The 23,758-nt window shown below is 39.6% G+C and carries 23 protein-coding genes; 3 read left to right on the top strand and 20 right to left on the bottom strand.

Features of this window, described 5'->3' with window-relative positions:
* Position 1 precedes the first annotated feature (1 nt).
* Positions 2 to 1,102 (top strand): class I SAM-dependent methyltransferase, encoded by a 1,101-nt coding sequence (locus MTO68_RS15725; protein WP_244013352.1) that lies wholly within the window; start codon positions 2 to 4, stop codon positions 1,100 to 1,102.
* Positions 1,103 to 1,294: 192 nt separating this feature from the next.
* Here MTO68_RS15725 and MTO68_RS15730 read toward each other — a convergent pair whose 3' ends face one another.
* Complete coding sequence (locus MTO68_RS15730; protein WP_244013354.1) at positions 1,295 to 2,236, bottom strand: LysR substrate-binding domain-containing protein; 942 nt, start codon at positions 2,234 to 2,236, stop codon at positions 1,295 to 1,297.
* A 179-nt stretch (positions 2,237 to 2,415) separates the two neighbouring features.
* On the opposite strand from MTO68_RS15730, the gene MTO68_RS15735 reads away from it, so the two are divergent.
* Positions 2,416 to 3,255: a hypothetical protein gene (locus MTO68_RS15735; RefSeq protein WP_244013356.1), complete on the top strand. Its 840-nt coding sequence runs from the start codon at positions 2,416 to 2,418 to the stop codon at positions 3,253 to 3,255.
* Positions 3,256 to 3,372: 117 nt separating this feature from the next.
* Here MTO68_RS15735 and MTO68_RS15740 read toward each other — a convergent pair whose 3' ends face one another.
* The 18 genes from MTO68_RS15740 to MTO68_RS15825 all read right to left on the bottom strand — a co-directional run bounded on the left by MTO68_RS15740 (position 3,373) and on the right by MTO68_RS15825 (position 21,903).
* Positions 3,373 to 4,074 carry a fumarylacetoacetate hydrolase family protein gene (locus tag MTO68_RS15740; protein WP_244013358.1) on the bottom strand — a complete coding sequence of 234 codons (702 nt, stop codon included), beginning with the start codon at positions 4,072 to 4,074 and terminating at the stop codon, positions 3,373 to 3,375.
* A gap of 68 nt (positions 4,075 to 4,142) precedes the next feature.
* Positions 4,143 to 4,529 carry a RidA family protein gene (locus tag MTO68_RS15745; RefSeq protein ID WP_105714078.1) on the bottom strand — a complete coding sequence of 129 codons (387 nt, stop codon included), beginning with the start codon at positions 4,527 to 4,529 and terminating at the stop codon, positions 4,143 to 4,145.
* A 74-nt stretch (positions 4,530 to 4,603) separates the two neighbouring features.
* Positions 4,604 to 6,190, bottom strand: a complete 1,587-nt coding sequence (locus tag MTO68_RS15750; protein ID WP_244013359.1) for an aldehyde dehydrogenase family protein — start codon at positions 6,188 to 6,190, stop codon at positions 4,604 to 4,606.
* Positions 6,187 to 6,633, bottom strand: a complete 447-nt coding sequence (locus MTO68_RS15755; protein WP_244013361.1) for a cupin domain-containing protein — start codon at positions 6,631 to 6,633, stop codon at positions 6,187 to 6,189. Before MTO68_RS15755 ends, MTO68_RS15750 begins: the two co-directional genes overlap by 4 nt.
* Positions 6,630 to 7,361, bottom strand: coding sequence for a dimethylmenaquinone methyltransferase (locus tag MTO68_RS15760; RefSeq protein ID WP_244013363.1), 732 nt, complete (start codon positions 7,359 to 7,361; stop codon positions 6,630 to 6,632). Before MTO68_RS15760 ends, MTO68_RS15755 begins: the two co-directional genes overlap by 4 nt.
* 8 nt (positions 7,362 to 7,369) lie before the next feature.
* The gene (locus MTO68_RS15765; RefSeq protein WP_244013365.1) at positions 7,370 to 8,302 is read right to left on the bottom strand and encodes a VOC family protein; all 933 of its coding nucleotides are present in this window, start codon (positions 8,300 to 8,302) and stop codon (positions 7,370 to 7,372) included.
* 19 nt (positions 8,303 to 8,321) lie between these two features.
* Positions 8,322 to 8,864, bottom strand: coding sequence for a flavin reductase family protein (locus MTO68_RS15770; RefSeq protein ID WP_004822799.1), 543 nt, complete (start codon positions 8,862 to 8,864; stop codon positions 8,322 to 8,324).
* Between the two features lie 34 nt (positions 8,865 to 8,898).
* Positions 8,899 to 10,458 carry a 4-hydroxyphenylacetate 3-hydroxylase family protein gene (locus tag MTO68_RS15775; protein WP_244013367.1) on the bottom strand — a complete coding sequence of 520 codons (1,560 nt, stop codon included), beginning with the start codon at positions 10,456 to 10,458 and terminating at the stop codon, positions 8,899 to 8,901.
* 562 nt (positions 10,459 to 11,020) lie between these two features.
* The gene (locus MTO68_RS15780) at positions 11,021 to 12,487 is read right to left on the bottom strand and encodes a hypothetical protein (protein WP_239045282.1); all 1,467 of its coding nucleotides are present in this window, start codon (positions 12,485 to 12,487) and stop codon (positions 11,021 to 11,023) included.
* Positions 12,488 to 13,623: 1,136 nt separating this feature from the next.
* Positions 13,624 to 16,224 (bottom strand): TonB-dependent hemoglobin/transferrin/lactoferrin family receptor, encoded by a 2,601-nt coding sequence (locus MTO68_RS15785; RefSeq protein WP_244013368.1) that lies wholly within the window; start codon positions 16,222 to 16,224, stop codon positions 13,624 to 13,626.
* A gap of 189 nt (positions 16,225 to 16,413) precedes the next feature.
* Positions 16,414 to 17,001, bottom strand: a complete 588-nt coding sequence (locus tag MTO68_RS15790; RefSeq protein WP_244013370.1) for a type 1 fimbrial protein — start codon at positions 16,999 to 17,001, stop codon at positions 16,414 to 16,416.
* An 87-nt stretch (positions 17,002 to 17,088) separates the two neighbouring features.
* Entirely contained in the window at positions 17,089 to 17,685 is a 597-nt protein-coding gene (locus MTO68_RS15795) for a type 1 fimbrial protein (protein ID WP_244013372.1), read from the bottom strand.
* Positions 17,686 to 17,772: 87 nt separating this feature from the next.
* A complete protein-coding gene (locus tag MTO68_RS15800) occupies positions 17,773 to 18,369 on the bottom strand; it encodes a type 1 fimbrial protein (RefSeq protein ID WP_244013374.1) in 597 nt (198 codons plus the stop codon).
* Positions 18,370 to 18,459: 90 nt separating this feature from the next.
* On the bottom strand, positions 18,460 to 19,065 hold the full coding sequence (locus MTO68_RS15805) for a fimbrial protein (protein ID WP_244013376.1): 606 nt from the start codon (positions 19,063 to 19,065) through the stop codon (positions 18,460 to 18,462).
* Positions 19,066 to 19,152: 87 nt separating this feature from the next.
* The gene (locus MTO68_RS15810; protein WP_244013378.1) at positions 19,153 to 19,746 is read right to left on the bottom strand and encodes a type 1 fimbrial protein; all 594 of its coding nucleotides are present in this window, start codon (positions 19,744 to 19,746) and stop codon (positions 19,153 to 19,155) included.
* Between the two features lie 91 nt (positions 19,747 to 19,837).
* Positions 19,838 to 20,425, bottom strand: a complete 588-nt coding sequence (locus MTO68_RS15815; RefSeq protein ID WP_244015985.1) for a type 1 fimbrial protein — start codon at positions 20,423 to 20,425, stop codon at positions 19,838 to 19,840.
* Between the two features lie 777 nt (positions 20,426 to 21,202).
* Entirely contained in the window at positions 21,203 to 21,586 is a 384-nt protein-coding gene (locus tag MTO68_RS15820) for a hypothetical protein (protein ID WP_244013380.1), read from the bottom strand.
* Positions 21,587 to 21,588: 2 nt separating this feature from the next.
* Positions 21,589 to 21,903, bottom strand: coding sequence for a type II toxin-antitoxin system Phd/YefM family antitoxin (locus MTO68_RS15825; protein WP_244013382.1), 315 nt, complete (start codon positions 21,901 to 21,903; stop codon positions 21,589 to 21,591).
* Between the two features lie 511 nt (positions 21,904 to 22,414).
* On the opposite strand from MTO68_RS15825, the gene MTO68_RS15830 reads away from it, so the two are divergent.
* Entirely contained in the window at positions 22,415 to 23,047 is a 633-nt protein-coding gene (locus MTO68_RS15830) for a Fic family protein (protein WP_244013384.1), read from the top strand.
* Positions 23,048 to 23,100: 53 nt separating this feature from the next.
* On the opposite strand, the gene MTO68_RS15835 is transcribed toward MTO68_RS15830, so the two are convergent.
* Positions 23,101 to 23,700 (bottom strand): type 1 fimbrial protein, encoded by a 600-nt coding sequence (locus MTO68_RS15835; RefSeq protein WP_244013386.1) that lies wholly within the window; start codon positions 23,698 to 23,700, stop codon positions 23,101 to 23,103.
* Positions 23,701 to 23,758: the final 58 nt, after the last annotated feature.

Here is a 23,758-nt window from a genome sequence, read left to right on the forward strand (position 1 = left end):
AATGAATCTTTCTCTAAATCAAGCCGTACAAATACTAACTCAACCTCATCCTTTACATTTCATTTGGCAAATTTACCTGTCACAAATACAGGCGCAAGCCTTAGATTTTTCAATTGAAAAGAAACTCTTTGCATCATTATTTCAATTTGAAGATGCCACAGTCTTAGCAAAGAAACATGCTTTGCATCCGCAAAATACCGATTATCTATTACAGCTCTTGGCCAGTTTACAACTGTTAGACACCCAGTTTGACCCAACCAGACAAGCTATGCTTTATCGTATTAAACCAGCACTTAAAGACTACTTTGATCCAATATCAGATCAGTATTGTGCTGATGCGTTGTTATATCGCCAACAAGTGATTCAGTCTGTTGCTGGTCAACTTTCTGTGTCTTTTTCTCGTGATTTCCAAACCCAATCTCGAACACCAGAAACAATCGGATCTGCATGGGCACAAGCGGCTCAAATACAAATTGCCCAAGAACAAAACGCTGTTACAGTTCACATTGCAGATGTGCTTTCTGACGTAGTCCGTGAATTTAAAACAGCAAAGCATTTTCTTGATGTTGGTGCTGGCGCTGGACGGGTTGCGATGCATTTGGCTGAAAAGTTTACTCAACTTGAATGTACCCTTTTAGAACTTCCGCATGTCATCGAGGCAATTCGTCCCACTTTAGCAAACCATCCAGCACACCAACGCTTACATTGTTTAGCTGCGGACTTGCAAAGCTTAGACTTTCAAACTCTGGACTTTCAAACTTTAAAACCTCAACCTCAACCTCAACCTCAACCTCAATACGACATTATTTGGTGCTCTTCTGTACTACATTTTGTTGATGACTATGCTTTAATTTTAGAAAGACTGCTTACAGCTCTATCACCCAATGGTGTATTGATTTGTTGTCATGCAGAAATTGACCCATCTCAATATGATGCAGGTATTCAAAGCTATTATCTCAATATGCGTATGCAAGGCAATTACGTTCCACAAAAGGACGATATTTATCGCAGCTTAAAACAACTGGGTTGTCAGCACATTGAAACCATAGAGAATGTGCGATTTCCGGTTGCCCCAGTTGATGTGCTGATTGCACGGAAATAGGTTATAAAAAAGCCGTCAGATAAAATTTTAATCTGATGATACCGAAGAAACTTGTACGCCATCCTATTATTTTGTGCTGAATCTAAATAGGTCATCATCAAGAAAATATTTTCAGGAATAATAGGGTGATTAAACACTAAAAAAATAATGTGAATTATAATTTAAATTAATTCATTAAATGGAGCATTTTTATTATTTTAAGTTACTAATACAAACCGTATCTTCAAGCATTGAAATAATATTCAATTGCGATGGAGTTAATGTTCTTTCCGTATACCAAACTAAGCCTATATCAATATAAATATTTTTCATCGTCAAAGGTAAAATATCTACAAGATTGGCTTTTTTAAAATAATCGGCAAGTTGAAAAGATAAAAAACCAATCGATTCTGTTGCCAGTAGCACCCCGATATTGGTCAGTGTGGATAAAGACTCCACATAACGTTTGGATAAATTGACTTGCTGACACAGTAAGAATTCTTCGATCACAATTCGAGTGGTGGCAAATTCAGGTGGAAGTACCATTGGGAATTCTGACAGATCTGTCCAAGTGAGATCCTGCTTGGTCACCAGTGGATGCCCTTTTTTCACCACTACCACAATCGGATCTTTATACAAATGCTTGGTTCTAAATTCTATGCCCAGTGGCTTTGCAGCTAGATTTCCGATCATCACATCTAACTCACCTGTACGAAGCAATGAAATCAAGACGTCTGAGCTGCCCTCTCGTGCGTTAATACTTGTGGAAACCATTTCATTTTCCACTCTTGCGATAAAATTTGGAAGAATGGACAGTGAAACTGCGGGCAACAACCCTATGGCAATACGGGTAGCCCGCCCTTCACTGATTGCCACCAAATCATCTCGTGCAGAAGCGATTTCATTTAGAATTTTTTTAGCATATTTCACCAAACATACACCTGCTTCTGTGGGTAACATTCCTCTTGTGGTGCGATCAAAGAGTTTGATATTTAACCCTTCTTCAAAGTCTGCCAACGTTTTTGAAATTGCGGGCTGAGTAACATTTAAATAATTTGCGACCTTTCCAATATGTCGCATCTCATCCAGCGTCACCAATAATTGTAAATGTCTTAATTTCAGGTTTGAACGTAAATAATGATCAATCTTCGCCATAATATCACCCCCAATATAAAATCCATTTATTTTAGATAAATTCCACTATATATAATTACCATTCACAAGCCAATTAAATCCATAACCCTTTTATTATAAATCAATCTTTAAATATAAATAGACGCATAAATAGATTCAGTCAAAATTAAAATTCGAATATAAAGATCAAGGACGCATCTATGTATTTTAAATCTTTAAAGCATAATATCGCCAAACATATTTTATATGGCGTGACCCTAAGCTGTTTCAGTTTAACCACCCATGCAGAGTTCTGGCAAAGCAATCAGGCAAGTGTTTCATGGAGTAACCAATACCGAGAGCCTGCCAACCCCGATCAGGTATCCAAAACCATTCTAAATTTCACCCATTTAAGTGGTGATCCGTATGGACGTAATGTATTGGTTGCTAACATTTTTCTATCCAATGACAAAGACCCTAAAGCAAATGGTGATGGTGGCGCGACTGAATACTATGCGTTCTATCGTCGTTACTTTTCCTATAATTCAATTTTTGACAATAAAATTGAAAACAAACTGATCCGTGATATCAACCTGACTTTAAGGGTAGATAAGGGGTTGAAAAACTCAGCAATGGAACCTAACCCAACTAAAGCTCGTGCGGGTTTAAGCATGGATTTCAATGTTCCCAAAGGTTATTTTGAAGTCGGCGCAGACTGGTACTATGAAAGTGTAAACAACAATTTCACTGGTGGTCGGTTCAATTTCGATCCAACCTATGCACTGTGGGCCAACTTTGGTTTTCCCTTACATGACAAAGGCTTTGTTGATGGTTTTGTCGACTTTATTGGCAGTACGGGTCCAGGCTATTTTAACGAGGATGCCAAACCGGCCACCCTTTTTCAGATGAATTATATGTACGATGTTGGCGCTAAAGACGGCCTTAAACTTGGTTTCGGTTATGAATATTTCCGTAACAAGTATCAGATTGATAACCGAAAAGACCCTTATAGAAATGCATTACATAGTGCTCCATTTATTGCCGCTCGTTACGTTTTCTAAGTCGATAATCAAGTCATTCCATTGGTGATGGCTTGATTGTTTTAACCCATTCAAATCAAATAAAAACCAAAATCCATTGTCTAAATTCTGGATTTTTATCTTAACGATTCTTTTATCTTAGCGAATTTGCAATTTAATCTCTGCGACGCCCTCAACAGAACCTTCTAGTAGATCTCCCACCACCACAGGCCCGACACCTTCTGGCGTACCAGTAAAAATTAAATCTCCTGCTTGCAACTCATAATAAGTGGAAAGATCTTCAATCATCTCAGCAATATTCCAAATCAAATGCTGGGTATTTGAACGCTGAGTCGTTTGACCATTTACCCTTAATTCAATATTTACCGCATTTACATCCACTGTTACCTCCGACGCTGGAACAATATCGGATAACACTGCGGACTGTTCAAAATTTTTCCCCAAATCCCATGGTTTGCCCTGATCACGTGCAATAAGCTGTACATCACGACGTGTCATATCCAGACCACAGGCATAACCGTATATATGATCAAAAGCTTGATCTGCGCGAATATTTACCCCAGATTTACCAATTGCAATTACCAGTTCAATTTCATGGTGATAATTTTTAGTTTTGAGTGGATAGGGAATCTCACTGCCCGATGGAACATAAGCTGCCGCATCTTTTAAAAAATAAAAAGGTGATTGTGTCGATTTATCTACACTCACCCCCATTTCCGCAGCATGCGCCATATAGTTGCGTCCCATACAAAAGATACGGTTGACTGGAAATTTTTTGGTTTGATTGACGATCGGTATAAGGACAGGTGCTTTAACTGGGAAAAGTGTTTCTACTGACATTCTGATATTCCTCATTTTTTTAATTTATAAAAACCATCGGGGCAGCAGTTACTGCCCCAATCAAGGGATTAACCCAGAATTGCAGTCGCTTCAATTTCCAGTAGGATTTCTGCTTTGGCCAGTGCCTTTACTTCCACAAGCGTACAAGCTGGAAAATCGCCTTCAAAGAATTCCTTGCGGGCTTTCCAGACGGCGGTGTTATTGGCGATATTGGTGACAAAGATGGTCATTTTGACAATATTGCTCATCGTGCCTCCAGCGGCTTCAATTAAATCCTTAATTTTCTGAAAAATCACTTGCGACTGTTCATATTCATCACCCAGCACGGTTTCACCATCTGGCTGCCGTGCGGTCATACCAGATATAAATACCTGATTGCCCACTTTCAGGCAGTTTGACCACAAGCCCGGTGCGGGTTCTTTGACTGTTGGAGAAATAATCCGTTCTTTTAACATGTTGTTTTCCTTATATTTATAACTCAATATTTCTAACTCAATACTTCTAACCCGATATTTTTAACTCAATATTCCTAGCCCACTTTTTCTGATGAAAGATGAATGTGTGAATCCCAAGCACTTTCACGACTCCAGTTAATGCATACGCTTTGGCGACGCACATAGCCTTTCCATGAGTCTGATCCTGCGGTACGTCCACCACCCGTTTCCTTTTCACCACCAAATGCCGCGCCAACATCTGCCCCGGTTGTTCCCATATTGACCCGAACAATACCGCAATCACTTCCTGCCGCAGACAAGAACAGTTCGATATTGCTTAGGTTTGAACTGTGAATACCTGAAGCAAGCCCCTGCGCAACGTTGTTATGAATAGCAATGGCTTGTTCAAGGTCGTCATATGGCATCACAAATACAATCGGTGCAAAAGTTTCGTGCTGTACGCAATCCCATTCTGGTTCAACATCTGTAATCAAACATGCCTCGACATAAAGCCCCGGGCGGTCAATGCGCTGACCACCATAAACCACTTTAGCGCCAAGTTCCTGAGCACGCTGAATCGTTGCCTGATATTGCGCTACCGCAGCTGCGTCAATCAGTGGACCGATGATGGTCTCTTGTTCACGTGGGTCACCAATACGGATCTGATCAAACGCCTGTTTAAGCAATTCAATCAGTTCATACATGACACTGCGATGCACAATCAGACGACGAGTACTGGTACAACGCTGGCCTGTGGTACCCATCGCTCCAAAAGTAATGGCACGCGCTGCAAGTTGTAAATCGGCAGTTTCATCGACAATACAACCATTATTGCCTGAACATTCGAGCATATATTTACGCCCCAATGTCTCGCTTACGATACTTGCGACTTTTTTACCCACACCCGTAGAACCTGTAAATGAGACCATGTTGATACGTCGATCACGGATCATCAGTTCAGCCACAGCGCTATCCGCAGGAATAAACAAAGAAAAAACCCCTTCCAAATTCATTTCCAGCATGGCTTGATTGGCCAGTTTCTGTAAGGCAATTGCGGTCAGTGGGACTTTAGGGCTGGGTTTCCATATCACCGTATTGCCACCAATGGCTGAGAGGAAAGCATTCTGCGCCCAAACTGCTGCGGGGAAATTATAGGCACTGATCACCCCCACCACACCCAGTGGTAACCATTGATCATACATTCGGTGTTTCACCCGTTGCGACTGTAAAGTGAAACCGAACATCATGCGGGATTGCCCTGTCGCAAGAGTTGCCATCTCGACCACTTCTTTGAGCTCACCTTTGGCTTCCATCACAGATTTACCTGTATCTAGCGCAATGATACCCGCCAAGGCCTGCATGTTTTCCTGTACCAACTGACCAATACGCTGCACCAATTCACCACGGCGTGGGGCTGGAACCATGCGCCATGTTTTCTGATACGCCACTGCAGCCTGTATAATTTCCTCATAATCTTCTGCGTTAGATGCTGCAATTTGCCCGACTATTTCATTATCAGCCGGACAAACTGCATGAATAAGTTCACGCCCTTCAAGCCTAGACCAGCCTTGTTTTACACCAAAGGAACCTGCATGCAGTTGATCCAAACCAAAAGTTTTTAACACCTGTTGTGTATCAAACAGTGCATCTTCTGGATATTTTTTTTGTGCAATATTCATCATTGTTTTAACCTATTCTCTTGATTTTCTTTCTTTACAAAATCACCAATACTTTCATCTGTGTGATATGCAGGCTTTTCGTAATAATGTGGACCATCATAAATCTCGATCAGTCGACTAAACTGATGTGCCAGCGTAGGGCCATGCGGATGGTCTTTCGGGTTCATATAAAAGCAGCCAGATTTCAGAATAAAACCCACATCGATATATTCGTATTCACCTTCTAGGCAGAACATAAACTGATTGGACGCATGGATATGCTTGATCGGGATACAGCCACCTTTTTGAAATTCAAGCAGTGCAATCGTTCCACCAGTGTCTACATTCTTCCAAAGGAAATACTGACGAAATCCATACTCAGGAAAATTAATCCATTCATCATCATTGAGTTCAGTGGTATTGACTAGCACTTCCAAACTTTTAAATGTTCCTGTATTGATATTCATTCTTGTTGCTCCTGTTTTTGCTCAGCTTTCCATCTGTTGTATTCCAAGCGACTTTCTGCTGTGGCTGGAAAAAGCCCAAAAATAGATCTTCCCTGCCGAATATGCATCGCAGCAAAAGCTTCATATTCGCAAGCGTCCAATGCTGCATCCGCAACCTGATCCACCAATGCTTGTGGAATGACCACCACACCATCCCCGTCCCCCACCACAACATCACCGGGATAGATCGCAACACCACCACATCCAATTGGTTCATTCAAAGAGATCGGATGCAATGCAATCGGCGTTGCTGGTGGTGCATTGTGTTTCTGAAAGCAAGGCAAACCCACCGCATAAATTGCGGGAGAATCACGATAGCCACCATCGGTGACCACCCCAGCAACACCTCGATATTTAAGTCGGGCTGCCATCATGTCTCCCATACTGGAGCCACGAGTACAGCCAAAAGCATCCATGACCAGTACAGCCCCTTCAGGACATTCCTCAATGGCACGGCGATGCAGATTGTCATCACGACTGTAATTGCTCATCCTGCTCAAATCTTCACGTGCAGGGATAAAGCGCAAGGTATAAGCAGGTCCCACCAATTGTTGCTGAGTCGTACTAATCGGAAAAATACCCTGCATAATCACGTTACTAAAACCATGTTTGAGTAAAACGTTGGCAATATTCGCCGTACCCACCCGCATCAGTTTTTCACGGGTCGGAGCCTTTAATACGTATGTCATAAGATCTCCTACTGGAAAAACTCCAGTTCTGGTGCCATGCCCCATTGTGTGGTTTCCGTTGCAGTACCGTTGAATTTCATCGGCTGTGCATGCTGATCAAGCATGTCACCATCGGTATAGTGCTCGACCCTAAAACCAAAGGGATCTTTCCAGTAGTCAAAAATCTGGCTACCGAGCATATGCCGTCCAACCCCACAATCCAGTTGATAACCCTGAGTGACAAGATAATCATGTGCGGTCATCACAGCATCCAAATCAATCACTTCAAACGAACAGTGGTGTACACCCACCCAGTCTGACTGCAAAATTAAAATCGAGTGATGATCTACTTTTTCTGCACCTTGGTTAAAGCGCAGGAACGTTCCGACAATCGGCCCGTCTTTACCGGGTGGGACAAAGTAATCTGAGGGAAGCAAATCAAAACGTTGCTGAAGCCATTGCACCGATGCATCATGATGACTGACATGCAGTACAAAATGCCCAAGTTTGATCGCCTGACAAGGTTTGCACGTTACCCGTATAGATTCATTCAAGCGTGGTTTACAGGTGGCATTGTTTAAGTCAAAAGCCTTACGCTCTGTGATATCAACATGTTTGTCTCGTCCCCAAATGGCTTTGATTTCAAAACCGTCTGGCATGTGCATGACCACTTCATAGCCACCGCCTAGTTCAGATGAAAGCTGTACCGCTGAAGACCCCTCAAGTTTGGCCAGTTCAGTCAGATCTTGCAGACAAGACACCTCGATTGAAGCACCAATAAAATGCTGCTTTTCCGCACGATAGGTCACATGTATATGGTGTTGTTCGCCACTGCCCCGCATATACAACACCTCATCAGTTTTATTGACACAGCTCAGACCAAAATCCGTCATAAACTTTTCCATGACCGCCAAATCTGGCGCGGCATACGTCACCTGAGCAATTTCAATGGGTTTCACCATATTTCAATTCCTTTTCCTGTTAGCCTGCAATCTGAGCGTATTTCCCACTGTGAAACACCAGTGGTTTTACCCCGTCTTGTTGCTGTAAATGCGTGACCAGTCCAACAAATAAGGTATGATCACCGCATGGATAGCTAAACTGTAGTTTGGTCACCACCTGAACAGCAGCATTTTTGATCACAGGAAAATCCGCGATATATTCAAATTCGGGCTTAAAATGTTCAGCGTGCTTTCCAGCAAAATGGTTACTGACCTGTATCTGATCTTCATGCAAAATGCTGATACCAAAATACTCACCCAAACTGATTTTTTCATGTGATGCTGCGCTATTGCCAACTGAAACCAGCACCATGGCGGGTTCCAATGAACCTGACATAAAGGCATTTGCTGTCATGGCATGGGTTTGTCCATCATGACAAGAAGAAATCACCACCACACCTGTTGCAAATTTCCCCATCGCCTTGCGAAATTCAAGTGGTGTAAAATCCACATCGGTCTGGTTTGCTTGCATGATCTTCACCATTTCACCCAGTGTTGTTCGCTGTAAGTTCGCAACTGTCATTTTCTTGGTCCTTCTATTGACGCATGCTGCTGAATTAATTTTTATTTAAAATACTCACATCATCAGGGTTGATCAGGTCGGGAACTGTCCAGCCATAAATGTCATATTCATCCATGGCTTTTTGAGCAAAGTCCTTACAATAATCGAGCATCCCTCTAGACTGTGCCGCAAACAGATTGGTCTGGCGGGTCACATCATTACTGCCAAGATAGTTAATTTCATATAACTCATGCCGAGCGCCAAATTCAGTACCAATCGCATCCCAGAGCATTTTCATGACTTTGACACGCTCAATCGCATCTTTACCATTTGATCCACGAAGATAGGTGGCGAGATAACCTTGAATGTGGGGATTTTTAAAATCATCGGCATGGGAATTGAGATAGATCAAGCCGCTTGCCACGATCTGTTCAATGATATTTTTGATTTTTGGCATCGCCAATTGGCTGATGACTCTGTAAGCACCTGCATGATGTGGATCTGGACGAATCATGCCATTCCAAGCTTCAGCACTTTTCGCCATTGCATCTGACAGTGCCCAAAAGGTATTGCGCCATGCAATCACTTCGCCCATCTGAGACATCACACCATGAAATTTGTCTGCGCCTGTAATTTCGAGTGCTTTTGCTAAAGTACCGACTAAAAAATCAAGTTTGACCGCAAAGCGTGTACAGCCATGTAAAGAGGCTCGCTCTAAATAACCAGCTTCAGTGTTATAAGCATTTGCTTGTTGTAAATTGTTATAAATAAAAACGTCTTCCCATGGGATAAAGACATTATCCAATACCAAAATGGCATCATTTTCATCAAGACGGCTTGATAGTGGGTAATCAAATGGACTGCCAAGCACTGCTGCACGATACTCATTTGAGGTGCGGCAAAGTAATTTCACTCCGGGTGCATTGGTCGGTACGATAAATACTGGGGCGAATGCTGGATCTTGAAACATCACTTGCCCGACATGTGCAATAAATGTGAAATGGGTTAAAGCCGAGCCTGTGGCAACAACTTTAGCGCCAGACACATAAATGCCTTGCTCATCTTCCTTAACGACACGAATAAAGATATCTTTACCAGCGTCTGCGCCAAGACCACGGTCAACAGGTGGGTTCATCAATGCATGGTTAATAAACCAAGTTTTTTCTTGTGCTTTTCGATACCAACGGCGTGCATTTTCTTCAAAACCTTTATAAAAATCTGCATTTACCCCCAGTGTTCCAATAAAACAGCCTTTATAATCAGGCGACCTCCCCATCCATCCCCATGAAATACGTTGCCATGCCGCGATCGCATCACGTGCAGCCACTTGCTCTTCAACATTATGGGCAACACGAAAAAAACGATGAGTAAAACCACCCCATTCTGTCGGTGTGGTTAAAATATCCTTGGTTTCAGGTGCATGTAAGGCATCATACATTCTGGCAATCATCCGTGCTGAATTACGAAATGCGGGATGCTCGGTAATATTTTCTACCCGCTCACCATAAATCCATACTTCACGCCCATCATTGAGACTGTCTAAATACTCCTGTCCTGTAAATGGAATATAGTCCTTGTTCACTGCAACACTTTCAGTATCTAATTTACTATTCATGTCCCATATCCTTATATTCACTTTATTTATAATTGCTTAATCTTTAAGCATAAAATGAGGTTAACAAGGTTGTTTATATGCGTCCAATCATGTATTTAGTCTTCATATATAACCTTTTTATTATGAATAAAAATTGCTTAAGCATTAAAAAAGCCACGTTCATAACAACATGGCTTTTGAGTGCGAATACCCGTTAGTTGAATAAAATTTTTGGCTCAATATTCGAAAATCTCCACTTACACCACGACAACTATAGATCACTTACTTTGAGAAAGTAGCTGAGCGACTTGAAATACAATGAATGTAAGCAATGGAAGGATTTAAAAATCCAAAATGAATCAGGATGAGCTTTGTTAAAGCTTTCATTGCCACATTTTACTTTGAAAGTTTAAATACCTTTGCGTAGGCGATGCCTAACTTTTCAGAGATGAAAAGTTACAAAAATCTTTCGTTTGGCGAGGGGTACGTCCTATACCCCCGCACTCCCACACATAAGGGGCGACATCCCTGTCGCCCCACGATAGGATAACCATCTAGAATTCAAAAGCACAAAATTTGAGTGTCAATCCGCTGCATCCAGTGCAACATCAGCCTCGACAAAATGAGTTGCAGTTCCTTCTGGCATCAATTTTCTGAGTATAGGATACATCAAGAAAGTTAAGCCCAATGTCACAAAGAAACCCAGTTCAAACATTTTGCTTGCGATCAACGCGATCCCAATACCCGAAGCAATAATCAAAGTAATCACGCCTGCCCAATTACAGCTTTCAACCTTTGCCGTCTGCAATGAAAACTGCCCTTTCCTCACATAGTAATAGTCAATAAGCATCACGCCACACAAGCCCATGGTCATACAACCCAAATAGGAGAGCCAAGCGACAAACTGACCTAGAATCCCTGCCCCGATCATCATCAAAGCAAAAATATTACCAAGCACCACCATAAAGGCGCGCCCCGGTTTTTTTCCAGTCAGCGCATCCAACAAATTAACCAATGCAAGTGAACCAGAATAAGCATTAATCGCTTGTGCTTTGGCCTGTGCAGCATAAATGGTGACAAATCCAACCCAGCCTGCAAGCACCACAAAAAATGCCCCGGTATTGGTCATGGCAAAACCAGCAGCGGCTTCAGACGCCTGTTGTGGTGACAGACCCGCTTGACGATGCATCAGATATTCAGCCACTTCGGGTATGCCACCAATCACCACCAGTCCACCCAATACAATCATGATCAGGTTTTGCATAATCGGCCCAGCCATCGCCAGAACTTTAACATCCTGAGTATTGCGGCAATATCTAGCAAAATCGATTGTGACCAGTGCAATTGTGCCCGCAGTTGCCCCCATTAAAACCAGTGCCGTACTGAGTTTTGGCCAGAACCCACCAGCAACTGAACCCGTAGAATTAAAAACCAGCATTGGGTCCATACCACGCACAGCATAAAGGTGATAAATCATATAGAATGTGACCACCAGTGTAATCACGATCATGTATTTTGAAACTCTTAACGCAAGTTGCAGACCAAATATCGCCAATAAAATCCATGCAAGGGTCAGTACACCATACAGGGATATTTTGACCAGTATGGTGTCCTGCAAGTTAAACATCAACAGCGTTCCTTCATACAGCAAGGCGCTTTCCAATGCCAGAAAACCAAGAATCATAAAGGCAAAAATAGCTGCGCCCAGTGATGAGCCTTTGACACCAAATCCGAAAAACCGCGATGTGACCGTACTCGACATACCTGTCTGAAAAGTCATTTTTCCAAGGTAATAACCCATGCTATAACCAACAATGGTTGCGATAAATCCTGCCAGTAGCCCAATCCAAAAGCCTGAAAGTAATACTGTAAATCCACCAACGGCAAAAATGACCAGCGCTGTTGCAACGCCCATTGGACTCATCGCCAGTTTAAACCCACTCTGACGCTCTGCCATGGGCACACTGACCAATGCATGATCCTCAACAGCTTGTGCGATGGTGGATCCAGCCTGATTTACGTTCTGTGAACTATTTTTATTTGTATTCATCATCGTCCCTTTTATACAGATCCTAATACACCAATCCTCTGGTGATCATTTATAAACAGTGATTTATCTGTTTAGCCTGAAGGTATTTTTTGAATGAATAGAGGTCAAAGTCCAATCATCTTTCAATGAGAATTCATAACCGAATAGATATATATTGCATCGAGATCGGTAAATCACTAAAGATCTTTCATCAATCAAAAAATGATCATGTGGAGTGAATTATATTGGTATTAAAAGTTCCTTCTCCCTATGGGAAGGCTAGGATGAGGGTACTTTTATGTTGATTTATTGATTTAAAAAGGACTTATGAAAGAAGTCTACTGATAAAAAATTATTATTTTAGTCACTTGAATGTATGGTGATTTGTTAAACCTTGCGTTAATGAAAAAATGAGCAGTGAATATCAATCCATGTCATGACTACTATATAAATTAACCTGCGTTTTTGCATTGTTAAATCATACATAGTGGTTCTATCGTGTGGCATCGCCTACACAAATCTATTTGAATTTTAAATATAAGATGTGGCAGTGCAAATTCCTCAGTCTTATGAATTATCTTTTATAAAATGCTATAAATTCCATGATTTATAAGACTTCACCTCATTTAAAAATCATCTATAGTCAAACCACCTAATTATTCATACAAGCGACTTCTATTAAGTCATTGATCAGAAATGAAGCTTATTTTTTTATAAACTTTTAGAAGTTATTGTCTATGAATAAGTTTTTGTATTCTTGAATCCTAGATAGTTGTCCTACCGTGTGGCGACATGGATGTCGCCCCTTATGTCCGGGAATGCGGGGGTACAGGACGTACCCCTCGCCCATGAGCAAAAACAAAGCACTGCTTTGTTTGCAGCGCAAGGTTTTGCATCCCCTACGAAAAGTTAGGCATCGCCTACACAAACCTATTTAAATTTTGAATATAAGATGTGGCAGTGCAAATTCTTCAGTCTTATGAATTATCTTTTATCAAATGCTATGAATTTCATGATTTATAAGACTTCACCTCATTTAGAAATCATCTAAAAAATATACTTTTATAAGAAAACTAATCTATAAAAAAGCGAGAAGTAAAATTTAATCCTTAAATCAAATTTACTTCTCGCTATGTCAAATTTTGAATATAAACGCATTAGAATTTCTGCGAAATACTCACCTTATAATCTCGACCTGTACCTGTCATATACTCACCCAAATACATTTTGTAATCACGATTAAATAAATTATCAATCGAGAAATTCAGCGTCGGGCCTTTTGCACCAATTGGCTGCCAATCGGCATAAACGCTATGTAGTGAATAACCCTTGGTTTTAGGTAATGAAAATGAAGATGCCGCGATCGACTTATCATTATCTGAAAGGCTTCGGTCTTGTGCAGCAACAAAGATCCCTCTCCACCCCATAGTTAAGTGATGTTCAGGCACATTCACCCCTAAAGTCGCAGTGGCTTTTTTCGGTGGGATATTGGTCATCCATGTTTTTTGATCAAACCATGGATTTACAGGAGAATTATCACGTTGCCCGCGAATATAGGAATAGGTTAAACCAGCAAACCAAGTCGGCTGATTATAGAAAGCTTCGGCTTCATAGGCTTTGATGGTGTAATCGGTCACATTACGATAAAAACCATGATCATAATTGCCTTTACAGTCTGCTACGCTACCTTTTCCTGTGTTTGCATTATTTTCTGCCTGTGCTTGACAAAATGTTGAGCGATTGCGGAATATCTCATCGCCCCCGCGATTATGATGATAGGTTAAACGCACTTGCAGATGATCTTCATCACTAAACACATCATCAAAATTCATCTCATTGCCGACACGAATCGCCAACATTTTTTCAGGAACTAAATAACGACTGGTGGATGGAACAGTGGTTGCTGCGGATTGCACATAATATTGTTCATCAACGCGAGGCGCACGCCATGTTTTACTCACATTCGCAAACCATGTCATATAGTCGGCCTGTTTCCAAGACATTGCCAAACGTGGCGACCAGCCCGTATAGGTTTTACTGGAATAATCATGCCCTGCTGCTGGATCATTAAATCGTGATGCACGATTTGGCTTGCCGTTATTTTCAATATGATCATAACGGAGTGATGGGGTAATCACGAAATTGTTAATCTGATATTGATCTTCAATAAATGCACTCAGCATTTGCTGATCGCCAGCAGGCATATAATTCGGTTCATAATAACCAAAATTATAATCTGGCTTTTTGGCATTGTTTTTATCATAAATCAGCGAGTTTTGTTCCATTTTCTGGTATTGCGCGCCAACCTTTAATTTATGCGTGCCCAGTTTTGTTTCAATATCACTGATATTACTCATTTTTAATGCTGTATTGGTATAGGTTACCCAGCTTTCATTGCCTAACAGTGCCGCTGAACCCGTTACACTTGGCAAGCGTAGATCATGCTGATAGGTTTTGGAGTAGGATGCGACAGCTTTTAAATTTAGATATGGGTTAGCATCTGGATTGAATTCATAACTTGCAGAATAGCTGGTATCTTCCTGATCACGGTCGACCAAACGACGTTTCCAAGCCTCATCATAACCATATTTAGCGATATCTGCCTCAGTTGGTACGGCATCTTGATCACGCATGGCAGCAAAAGGTTCCCAACCTTCATGCCCACTGCGCATGGCATTTAAAGAAATCTTGTGACCATCGGCAGGATAAAAATTCAGTTTGGCTAAATAGGTTTCTTGCTCTTGCCCAGAATATAAAAACTCAGTTCCATCAGGTCGCTTTACATTGCCGCTGTCTCGGTTGGTATAGTAAAACAAACCATCGACCAGCCCATTGTCGGCTTTACCATATACAGCGCCAGTATAGGTATTTTGGCTGTTATTGGAAAAACGAGAATATTTTAAAAATGCGCCAATATTTTTACCATCATCCAGTAAGTCAGTGGCATCTTTAGTTTCCAGTGTAACCTTACCACCAAAACCACCATTTCCGACTTCAACGTTATGTGGTCCTTTATCCACGGTAATTTTCTTTAAAATCTCAGGTTCAATAAAGACTGAACCTTGTCGATATTTATCAAAGGTTTTAACAGAATCATCCAAGGTAATGGGTACATCAGCTACACCGCCCATACCCAAGATATTAATCGTTTGCCCTCCCGGACGTGGCGATCCTGCTGAACCAACACTGGGCATATGATCAAGTAATTGTGCAACATTATTGGCCTGATAACGATCAATCGCTTTTTGATTGAGCACGCTCTGACCAAATTGTATGGTGTCTTTTTTTACCGCCTCGACCACAATCGGAGTCATCTGATAAATTTGGTTTTCAGCATTTGTGGTTGAAGTTGCTGTTTTTCCTGTTGCTGCTTTTCCTGTTGCAATGTTCGCTGTATTGACTACAGACGTTTGTGCCGCGGTAGGCTTTTCAATAAGTAGATAACCTGCTGAAGTTTTTTGAATCTGGAATGGGGTATTCTGCACCAATAATGCAAAAGCCTGATCTAGGGTATATTTACCCTTCATCGTCTTTACCCGATAACGATTGGTTTTTGCTGGATCGAGTAACAACGATACATTGGCTTGCTGTGCCAAGCTGTTTAAAGCTTTAGTCAATGAACCGCTTTGCACTTGATAAAAGCCAACAGGCGAAGCGTTATTTGCATGTGTTTGTATACTGATTGCACTCATAGACAGTGCGATTGCAACAGCCATTGCAACTGGCTTTATTGCATTCTGATATAAAGATTGAGACATTCTCTACCCACCCAAGGTTAAATGATAATCATTAACTTCACTCAGTTAAAATAATCTGTGTTTTCATGTGTTCTAAGTTATATGACGAAGCAGAAACGAAAAAACCGCAATCAATTGCAGTTTTTTTAAGTTTTAATTTTCTAAAGCATCAGCAAATGCATGATTATCTACTTAGCCAACAGACAAAAATTAATTATAGTGCAAGGTATAATTTATCTTTGCTTGCACAGTTTGAGGATCAACGATTCCCGTTTTGGAAACATACTGAGCACGATAATATATAGCATAGCCAATATTATAAGAAACTGGGCTTTTAGCTTGAACTCCCCAAGGTGCCGAAAGATCTACAATTTCAGCACTATAAGCAGTTAAAATTCGAATAAAAACAGGATTTTTAGTAGAAGCACCTATGGCTTTGTTGACCAATAAAGTCTTATCTGTCTCATCCAAATCAGTTGGTGAAATTGCGCTCAAATGTATACCTTTCAAGGCGTTACTTGTTACCAGGTCACAAGCTCCGCCTATCGCATTTGCTAAAAACACAGTAAAGGCCTCAGCTGGTGGATCTGTAGGCTTAAATTTTGATTTAGGTATAGTAGGCATCTTAAGCGTTAAATTCTTCAAGCCAGTTATTTGGCTATAATCACTACCTTTTAATACACATGTTCCATCAATCACCACACCATTCACTGTTATTGTTCCATCTACAGCAAATACGCTGCTACAAGTCAAAGTTAAAGCCAAAGTACTCAATGTAGCTAAAGTCAGTTTCTTCATTGAATTACCTCTTGAAGTTTTAATTATTTTTTAAGTTGTTCAATCATCAACTAACCTAAGCTTCCTCACTAAACCAACACACAAAAATTAATTATAGTGCATTGTATAGTTGACAACAGCATGCACATTTTGAGGAGCGACAATTCCAGTCTTAGATGCATACATTACATAGTAGTCTACGACTGAAAAAAAAGTACTGATTAAAATTTCACTTGCCGCTTGAGTCCCCCAAGGCGCAGAAAAATCGATAATTCTATTCTTCCCAGTACGTATTTGAATAAAAACAGGATTTATAGTGGGTGCACCTTCGGCTTTATTGACCAATAAGCTCTTATCCGTTGTATCCAAGTCATTAGGTGGTGAACTTACACTCAAATGAATCCCTTTAAAAGCTGCAGTTGTTGCTGCATTACACCACCCTGTACCCGTAGCATTTGTTATCCTCATCTGAATGTATTTGGGCTTTGCTGTTAGAATTGAAGAATTAAACTCTGATTTAAGCACAGCAGGCATGCTAACTGTTAGATCTTTAACACCAGTTACTGGACCTTGATAGCCTTGTAATGTACAAGTTTGATCCGTCACCACACCATTGACTGTTATTTTTCCATCTACAGCAAATACGCTGGTACATAGCAAGCTTAAAGCCAAAGTACTCAATGTGGCTAAAGTCAGTTTCTTCATTGAATTACCTCTTGAAGTTTTAATTATTTTTAAGTTACTCAATCTTCAATAAACCTAAACTTCTCCAATAAAATCAACATACAAAATTTAATTATAGTGCATTGTATAGTTGACGACCGCATGCACATTTTGAGCATCGACAATTGCTGTCTTAGAAATATATGCTACATAATAACTTAAATATGCCACTGCATAAGCCCCCTCAAAAACAGGACTTTTCGCCTGAGTTCCCCAAGGTTCCGAAATATCTACAGCTATCCCATCTCTAGTCGTAATTTGAAAAAAAATAGGATTTTTAGTGGAAGCATCTAAGGCTTTGTTGACCAATAAAGTTTTATCCTCTGTATCCAAGTCAGTAGGTGGTGAACTTACACTCAAATGAATCCCTTTAAAGGCTCTAGATGTTGCTACATCACAAACACCCGTACCTGTAGCATTTAGTAACTCCATATAAATGAGTTTTTTACTTAACGGTACATTTGGATAAAACCCTGATTTAGGTACAGTGGGCAAGTTAAGCGTTAGATCTTTAGTACCGCTTGCATCACCGCCAGCACTATGTAATATACATGTTCCGTCAGTCACGACACCATTGACTGTAATAGTTCCATCTACAGCAAACACGCGACTACATGTCAAACCTAAAGCTAAAGCACTCAATGTAGCTAAAGTCAGTTTCTGCATTGAATAAATCTCATAAGATTTGAATAAGTTTTAATTTTCTCAATCATCAACAAACCTAAACTTCCCCTCGCTTAAGCCAACACACAAAATTTAATTATAGTGCAATGTATAATTTATCTTTGCCGTGAAATTTTGTGCATCGACAATCCCCGTTTTGGAAGCAACCGCGACTATGTAATGTACAAATGTTTCACCATCAGCACTGATACGCACTAAGCTTTTCTCCTGAGTTCCCCAAGCCGCAGAAAAATCTACAGGTCTACTGTTTTCAGTCAGCATTTTAAGAAAAATAGGATGTGCCTTAGAAACACCACCTGCACCTGTGGCTTGATTCACCAATAAAGTTTTATCCTCTGTATCCAAATCATCTGGTGAAATTGTACTCAGATGTATCCCTTTAAAGGCTTTGCTTGTTGCCACATCACAGTGACCTGTACCTGCTGCATTGGTTAACTGTAGCGTAAATCCATAACGCATTGGCACTGGAAGTGTAGGCGTAAACCACGATTTAGGTACAATACCTAATGGAAGAACGATATCTTTCGAACCAGTTGCATAACCACCATCACCTTGCAATGTACAAGTTTGATCCGTGATAACACCATTGACGGTAATTGTTCCATCTACAGCAAACACGCTACTACATGTCAAACTTAAAGCCAAAGTACTCAATGTGGGTAAAATCAGTTCCTTCATTGAATCCCCCTTTATAAATTTTTAATCATTTTAAATTGCTCAATCTTCAGTAAAAGTGCTTCCCAACCCAAAACAACAGAGGCAAATTTAATTATAGTGCAATGTATAATTTATCTTTGCTTGCACATTTTGAGCATCGACAACTCCAGTCTCGGAAATAAGTACTACATAGTACGTTACACGCCCATCACTAGAAACTACACTTTTCGCCTGCCTCCCCCAGGGTGCAGAAAAATTTACATATTCAAAGTTTTCTGTGGTTATTCCAATAAAAATAGGATTTTTAGCAGAAGCACCACCTGCACCCATGGCTTTATTGACCAATAAGTTCTGATAGGTTTCATTCAAGTCAGTTGGTGAAATTGCGCTGAGGTGTATCCCTTTAAAGGCATTCGTTGTTGCTGCATCACAAGCATCGTTACCTGTAGCATTTGTTAATTGCATACTAAATTTGATACCCACTGATGTTGGATATAAAGGAGTAAACCTTGATTTAGGGATCGTTGGCATATTAACCGTTAGATCTTTTACGCCACTTACTCCACCACTACCAGCTTGTAAAGTGCATGTTCCATCAGTGATAACACCATTGACTGTAATGGTGCCATCTACAGCAAGTACCTTTGTACATGCCAAAGTTAAAATCAAAGTGCTGAATGTGGGTAAAGTCAGTTTCTTCATTGAATCCCCCCTTTTATAATGCTTTAATCATTTAAAATTGCTCAATCTTCAGTAAACGCATGCTTCTCAGCTAAAAACAACAGAAGCAAATTTAATTATAGTGCAATGTATAATTTATCTTTGCTTGCACATTTTGAGCATCGACAATCCAATTCTTAGCAGCGTAATTTACATAGTAAGTAACGGATGTACGAAGACCAAAATGAAAAACAATGCTTTTTGCCTGTGTTCCCCAAGGTGCAGAAAAATCTACCTGTCTAGCAGAACCAACACCAGTATCGGTATTTATTTGAATAAAAATAGGATTTTTAATGGATACATCTGCAGCTTTATTGACCAATAAAGTCTTATCATCTACATCCAAGTCAGTTGGTGAAATTGCACTCAGATGTATCCCTTTTAAGGCATAACTTGTTGCGGCATCACAGACACCAGTATCATCAGCATTTCTTAATTCCATCATAAAGTACACTGACATTGTATTAAACTTTGATTTAGGTACAGTGGGCAAAGTAACCGTTAGATCTTTATTACCACTTACACCGCTACTACCTTGTAATATACATGTTCCATCAGTGATAACACCATTGACTCTAATGGTGCCATCTACAGCAAATACGTTTGTACATACCAACGTTAAAAGCAAAGTGCTGAATGTAGGTAAAGTCAGTTTATTCATTGAATCAGCCTTATAAAGCTTTAATAAATGCGATAATTTAACGCTGCTGTGATTCACATTAGGAGACATGGTAATTTCAACGAAAATAGATAGATCTAAATATATAAACGCTGTTGCTGTTCACTTTAAAACTCCGCTTATTTCAAACCAGAGCTTATTTTAATATTTATTTTTATTTTAAATTTCCAACAATTTAAAATAAAACTTCATGCTGACAAAAATATCCCCATATCACAATATTTTTAAGTTTACTTTTTATCATGCAAATTCATTACAAAAAATCATGTATAAATTTTATTTTTATAATTCATAACCATAAATAAAACAAATGATCAAAAATTTATTTTTATTTGAATTTTAAACACCATTTACAACATATCAAAATATGACTAAACATCAATAAAAGCATTTTTCTCATTATAGATTTAACCTGACTGAAATAATATGTTTTATGATTTTGCAATCATATAAATGACCTCATCATCCAGCTTCCTTATTAAGATCTTCTATACCCATCCAAAGTGTTACCCATCAACATCATTGACTGAATATTCATTAAAGCACTTATGATTTTTATAAAATGATATTCAATCGATTTCTTTCATCAATCAAAAAATGATCGTGTGGCGAAAATCATATTGCTATTCAAAGTGCTATCTCTATTTGCAAGAAAGTGAAGATGAAAGGGATTTTTATATTGATCTATGCTTTTAAAAAAGACTTATACAACAAGCCAAGTGACAAAACAAAAAAACCGTAATAGTACGCTTTTTATTGCTAAGGGTTTTCTTTAGCGTTAGCTTTATTATACGCTTCCAAGCGTTTTTTGTAGGTTTGAATGAACTTAGCCAACTCTTCAATATCAGTGAAACTTAACTGACCCGTATATTTTCCACTTTTTAATATTTCCCGAAGATCAAAGCTGATTGTGCTACTAATATCAATATAAGATGCCTTTTTTAAACCCGCCTGTCTCCAATCTCGAATCGGATAGTAGTGCAACTTAATAAAATCTGATTTGCCCTCGTACTGACGTGTAATCGAATCCAAAACTACAACAGTGAAATGAGTTTTACCAATTTCAACCGTATATCGTTCTTTCCCTTCAAGCGAATCTAAGTCAAATCTAGCGAAAATCCGATAGATATCACCAACAGCCATGTTTATTGCCCTTCTGCTTCCTCAAACACACCGCTTGCATTTAAACGCATATGTTTGATAGGACGACCTGTTAGCTCAGCAATATCCAAAAGATCACCAACCATCTGTTGTCCAAGCATTTCACGTCGAGCTGCTTCAACGATTTCCTGCATGTTTTGAAATTCTTCAAAACTCAGTACAACGGCTTCGGGCTTATTGTTCGTGCAAACGAAAACAGGTTTATGGTTTTCTTTGACACTTTGAACAATTTTGCTCCATGACTTACGAACATCGGTCGCAGAAACAGTCGCACCATGAATAAAAGTGAGTACACTCATATCTAAGACCTCATACTATATGCTAAATATGATAGTATATTTGATATACAATATAACAATACCTTTTATATTCAACATACACCTCCTGACTTTAAATAGTAAAAAACCCAAAATACTCAATAAAAAACAAAAAGTTATAAAATCCTTGCATTTCTAAATAATTGACCGAAAAATACAGTGCGTGATATAATGCTGCATATATTTTATACAACATTTGGACGGAGAGCTTTGAGAATGCCAATTATGTCATTTGTGCGTAATCAAGATTCACGTAGCGCAACATCCACTGATGTCGCTGATCAGTGTGTAGAACATTCCCAAGTCGTTGCTCTTAGTAACAATAGTCAAAGTGTGATTGGAATTATGGCTGTCGATAATCTTCATGTTGATAGCGATGATCTAAATAGATTACAGCGTATAGAGTCTGGCTTAATTTCATATGAACAAGCTATTCAAGAAGTCTCTCAACTAGCATTTGCGATACAAAATCGGTCTTCGAAAGTAAGTATAAATGAGTGATCGCAGTAAACTAGACGATCATTATTATGCCGTAGGTTATGATGCCAGTTGTGATCCATATGTATATGAAAATGGGGTTCTCATAAATTCATATGGTATTCAATCGACGTCGGAACTAAATTTAATTGAAAATAAATTCACTGTCATAACCATTAAAAAACTCATTGATGATGCTTATTTTGTTTTCCCTGTGGACCTAACTTACTATACCTCTATCCATCGTTGTATTTTCAGTGAAATTTATCCATGGGCTGGTGAAGTTCGTAAAGTTGACATCTGTAAGGGACAAACTCAATTTTGTCACCATGACGACATTTATGATCAGCTCCAAGACCTGTTCACTGAACTAAATACTCAATATGAATCACTGAGTTCTATGTCTGATTCTAATTTGGCAGTTTATATTGGCTTTATACTTGGTCAGTTAAACAATATTCACCCTTTCCGTGAAGGTAATGGGAGAACTCAAAGGGTTTTTATCCATAATTTATTGCATCACCTCGGCTACAAAATAGACTGGAACACAATAAGTCCTGATTCTATGGCAAATGCTTGTATTGAGTTTAATAACGGAAATACTCGACCGCTTGAAAGAATTATTCATTTAAATCTCAGTAAAATATAAAAAGAGCACTTCAACAAACCTATGCTTAACAGCTAAAATCTACATACCCAAAGTTAATTATAGTGCAATGTATAATTGATCTTTGCAGTGTAATTCTGAGCATCGACAATTCCAGTCTTTGAAGCGTACTTCACATCATAAGCTATGGATGCTCCGACGGGACCCTGAGTATAAATTTGGCTTTTCGCTTGAGTTCCCCAAGGGGCAGAAAAATCCACTATGTTAGTACCATCAAAATTAACAGCGAACATTTGAGTAAAAACAGGATTTTTCGCAGAAGCACCACTGGCTTGATTCACTAATAAAGTCTTATCGGCTGTATCCAAGTGATCTGGCGAAATCGCACTGAGATGGATCCCTTTAAACGCTTTACTTGTTACTGCATCACAGTCAGCAGTACCCGTAGCATTCACTAAAGATAAAGTAACGCCGATATACCTCTCTGGCTTTGGATGTGTAGGCGTAAACTCCGATTGACTTATAGCACCCAAGTTTACTGTGATATCTTTTACGCCAGTTGCAAAACCACCTAATGTACATGTCCCATCAGTGATAACACCATTAACCGTAATGGTTCCATCTAGCGCAAATGCGTTTGTACATGCCAAAGCTAAAGCCAAAATACTCAATGTTGCTAAAGTCAGTTTCTGCATTGAATATACCTTTTATAAAGTTTTAATTATTTTTACATTACTGAAGCATCAGTAAACT

This window comes from Acinetobacter sp. NyZ410, assembly GCF_022828975.1.
GTDB lineage: Bacteria > Pseudomonadota > Gammaproteobacteria > Pseudomonadales > Moraxellaceae > Acinetobacter > Acinetobacter guillouiae.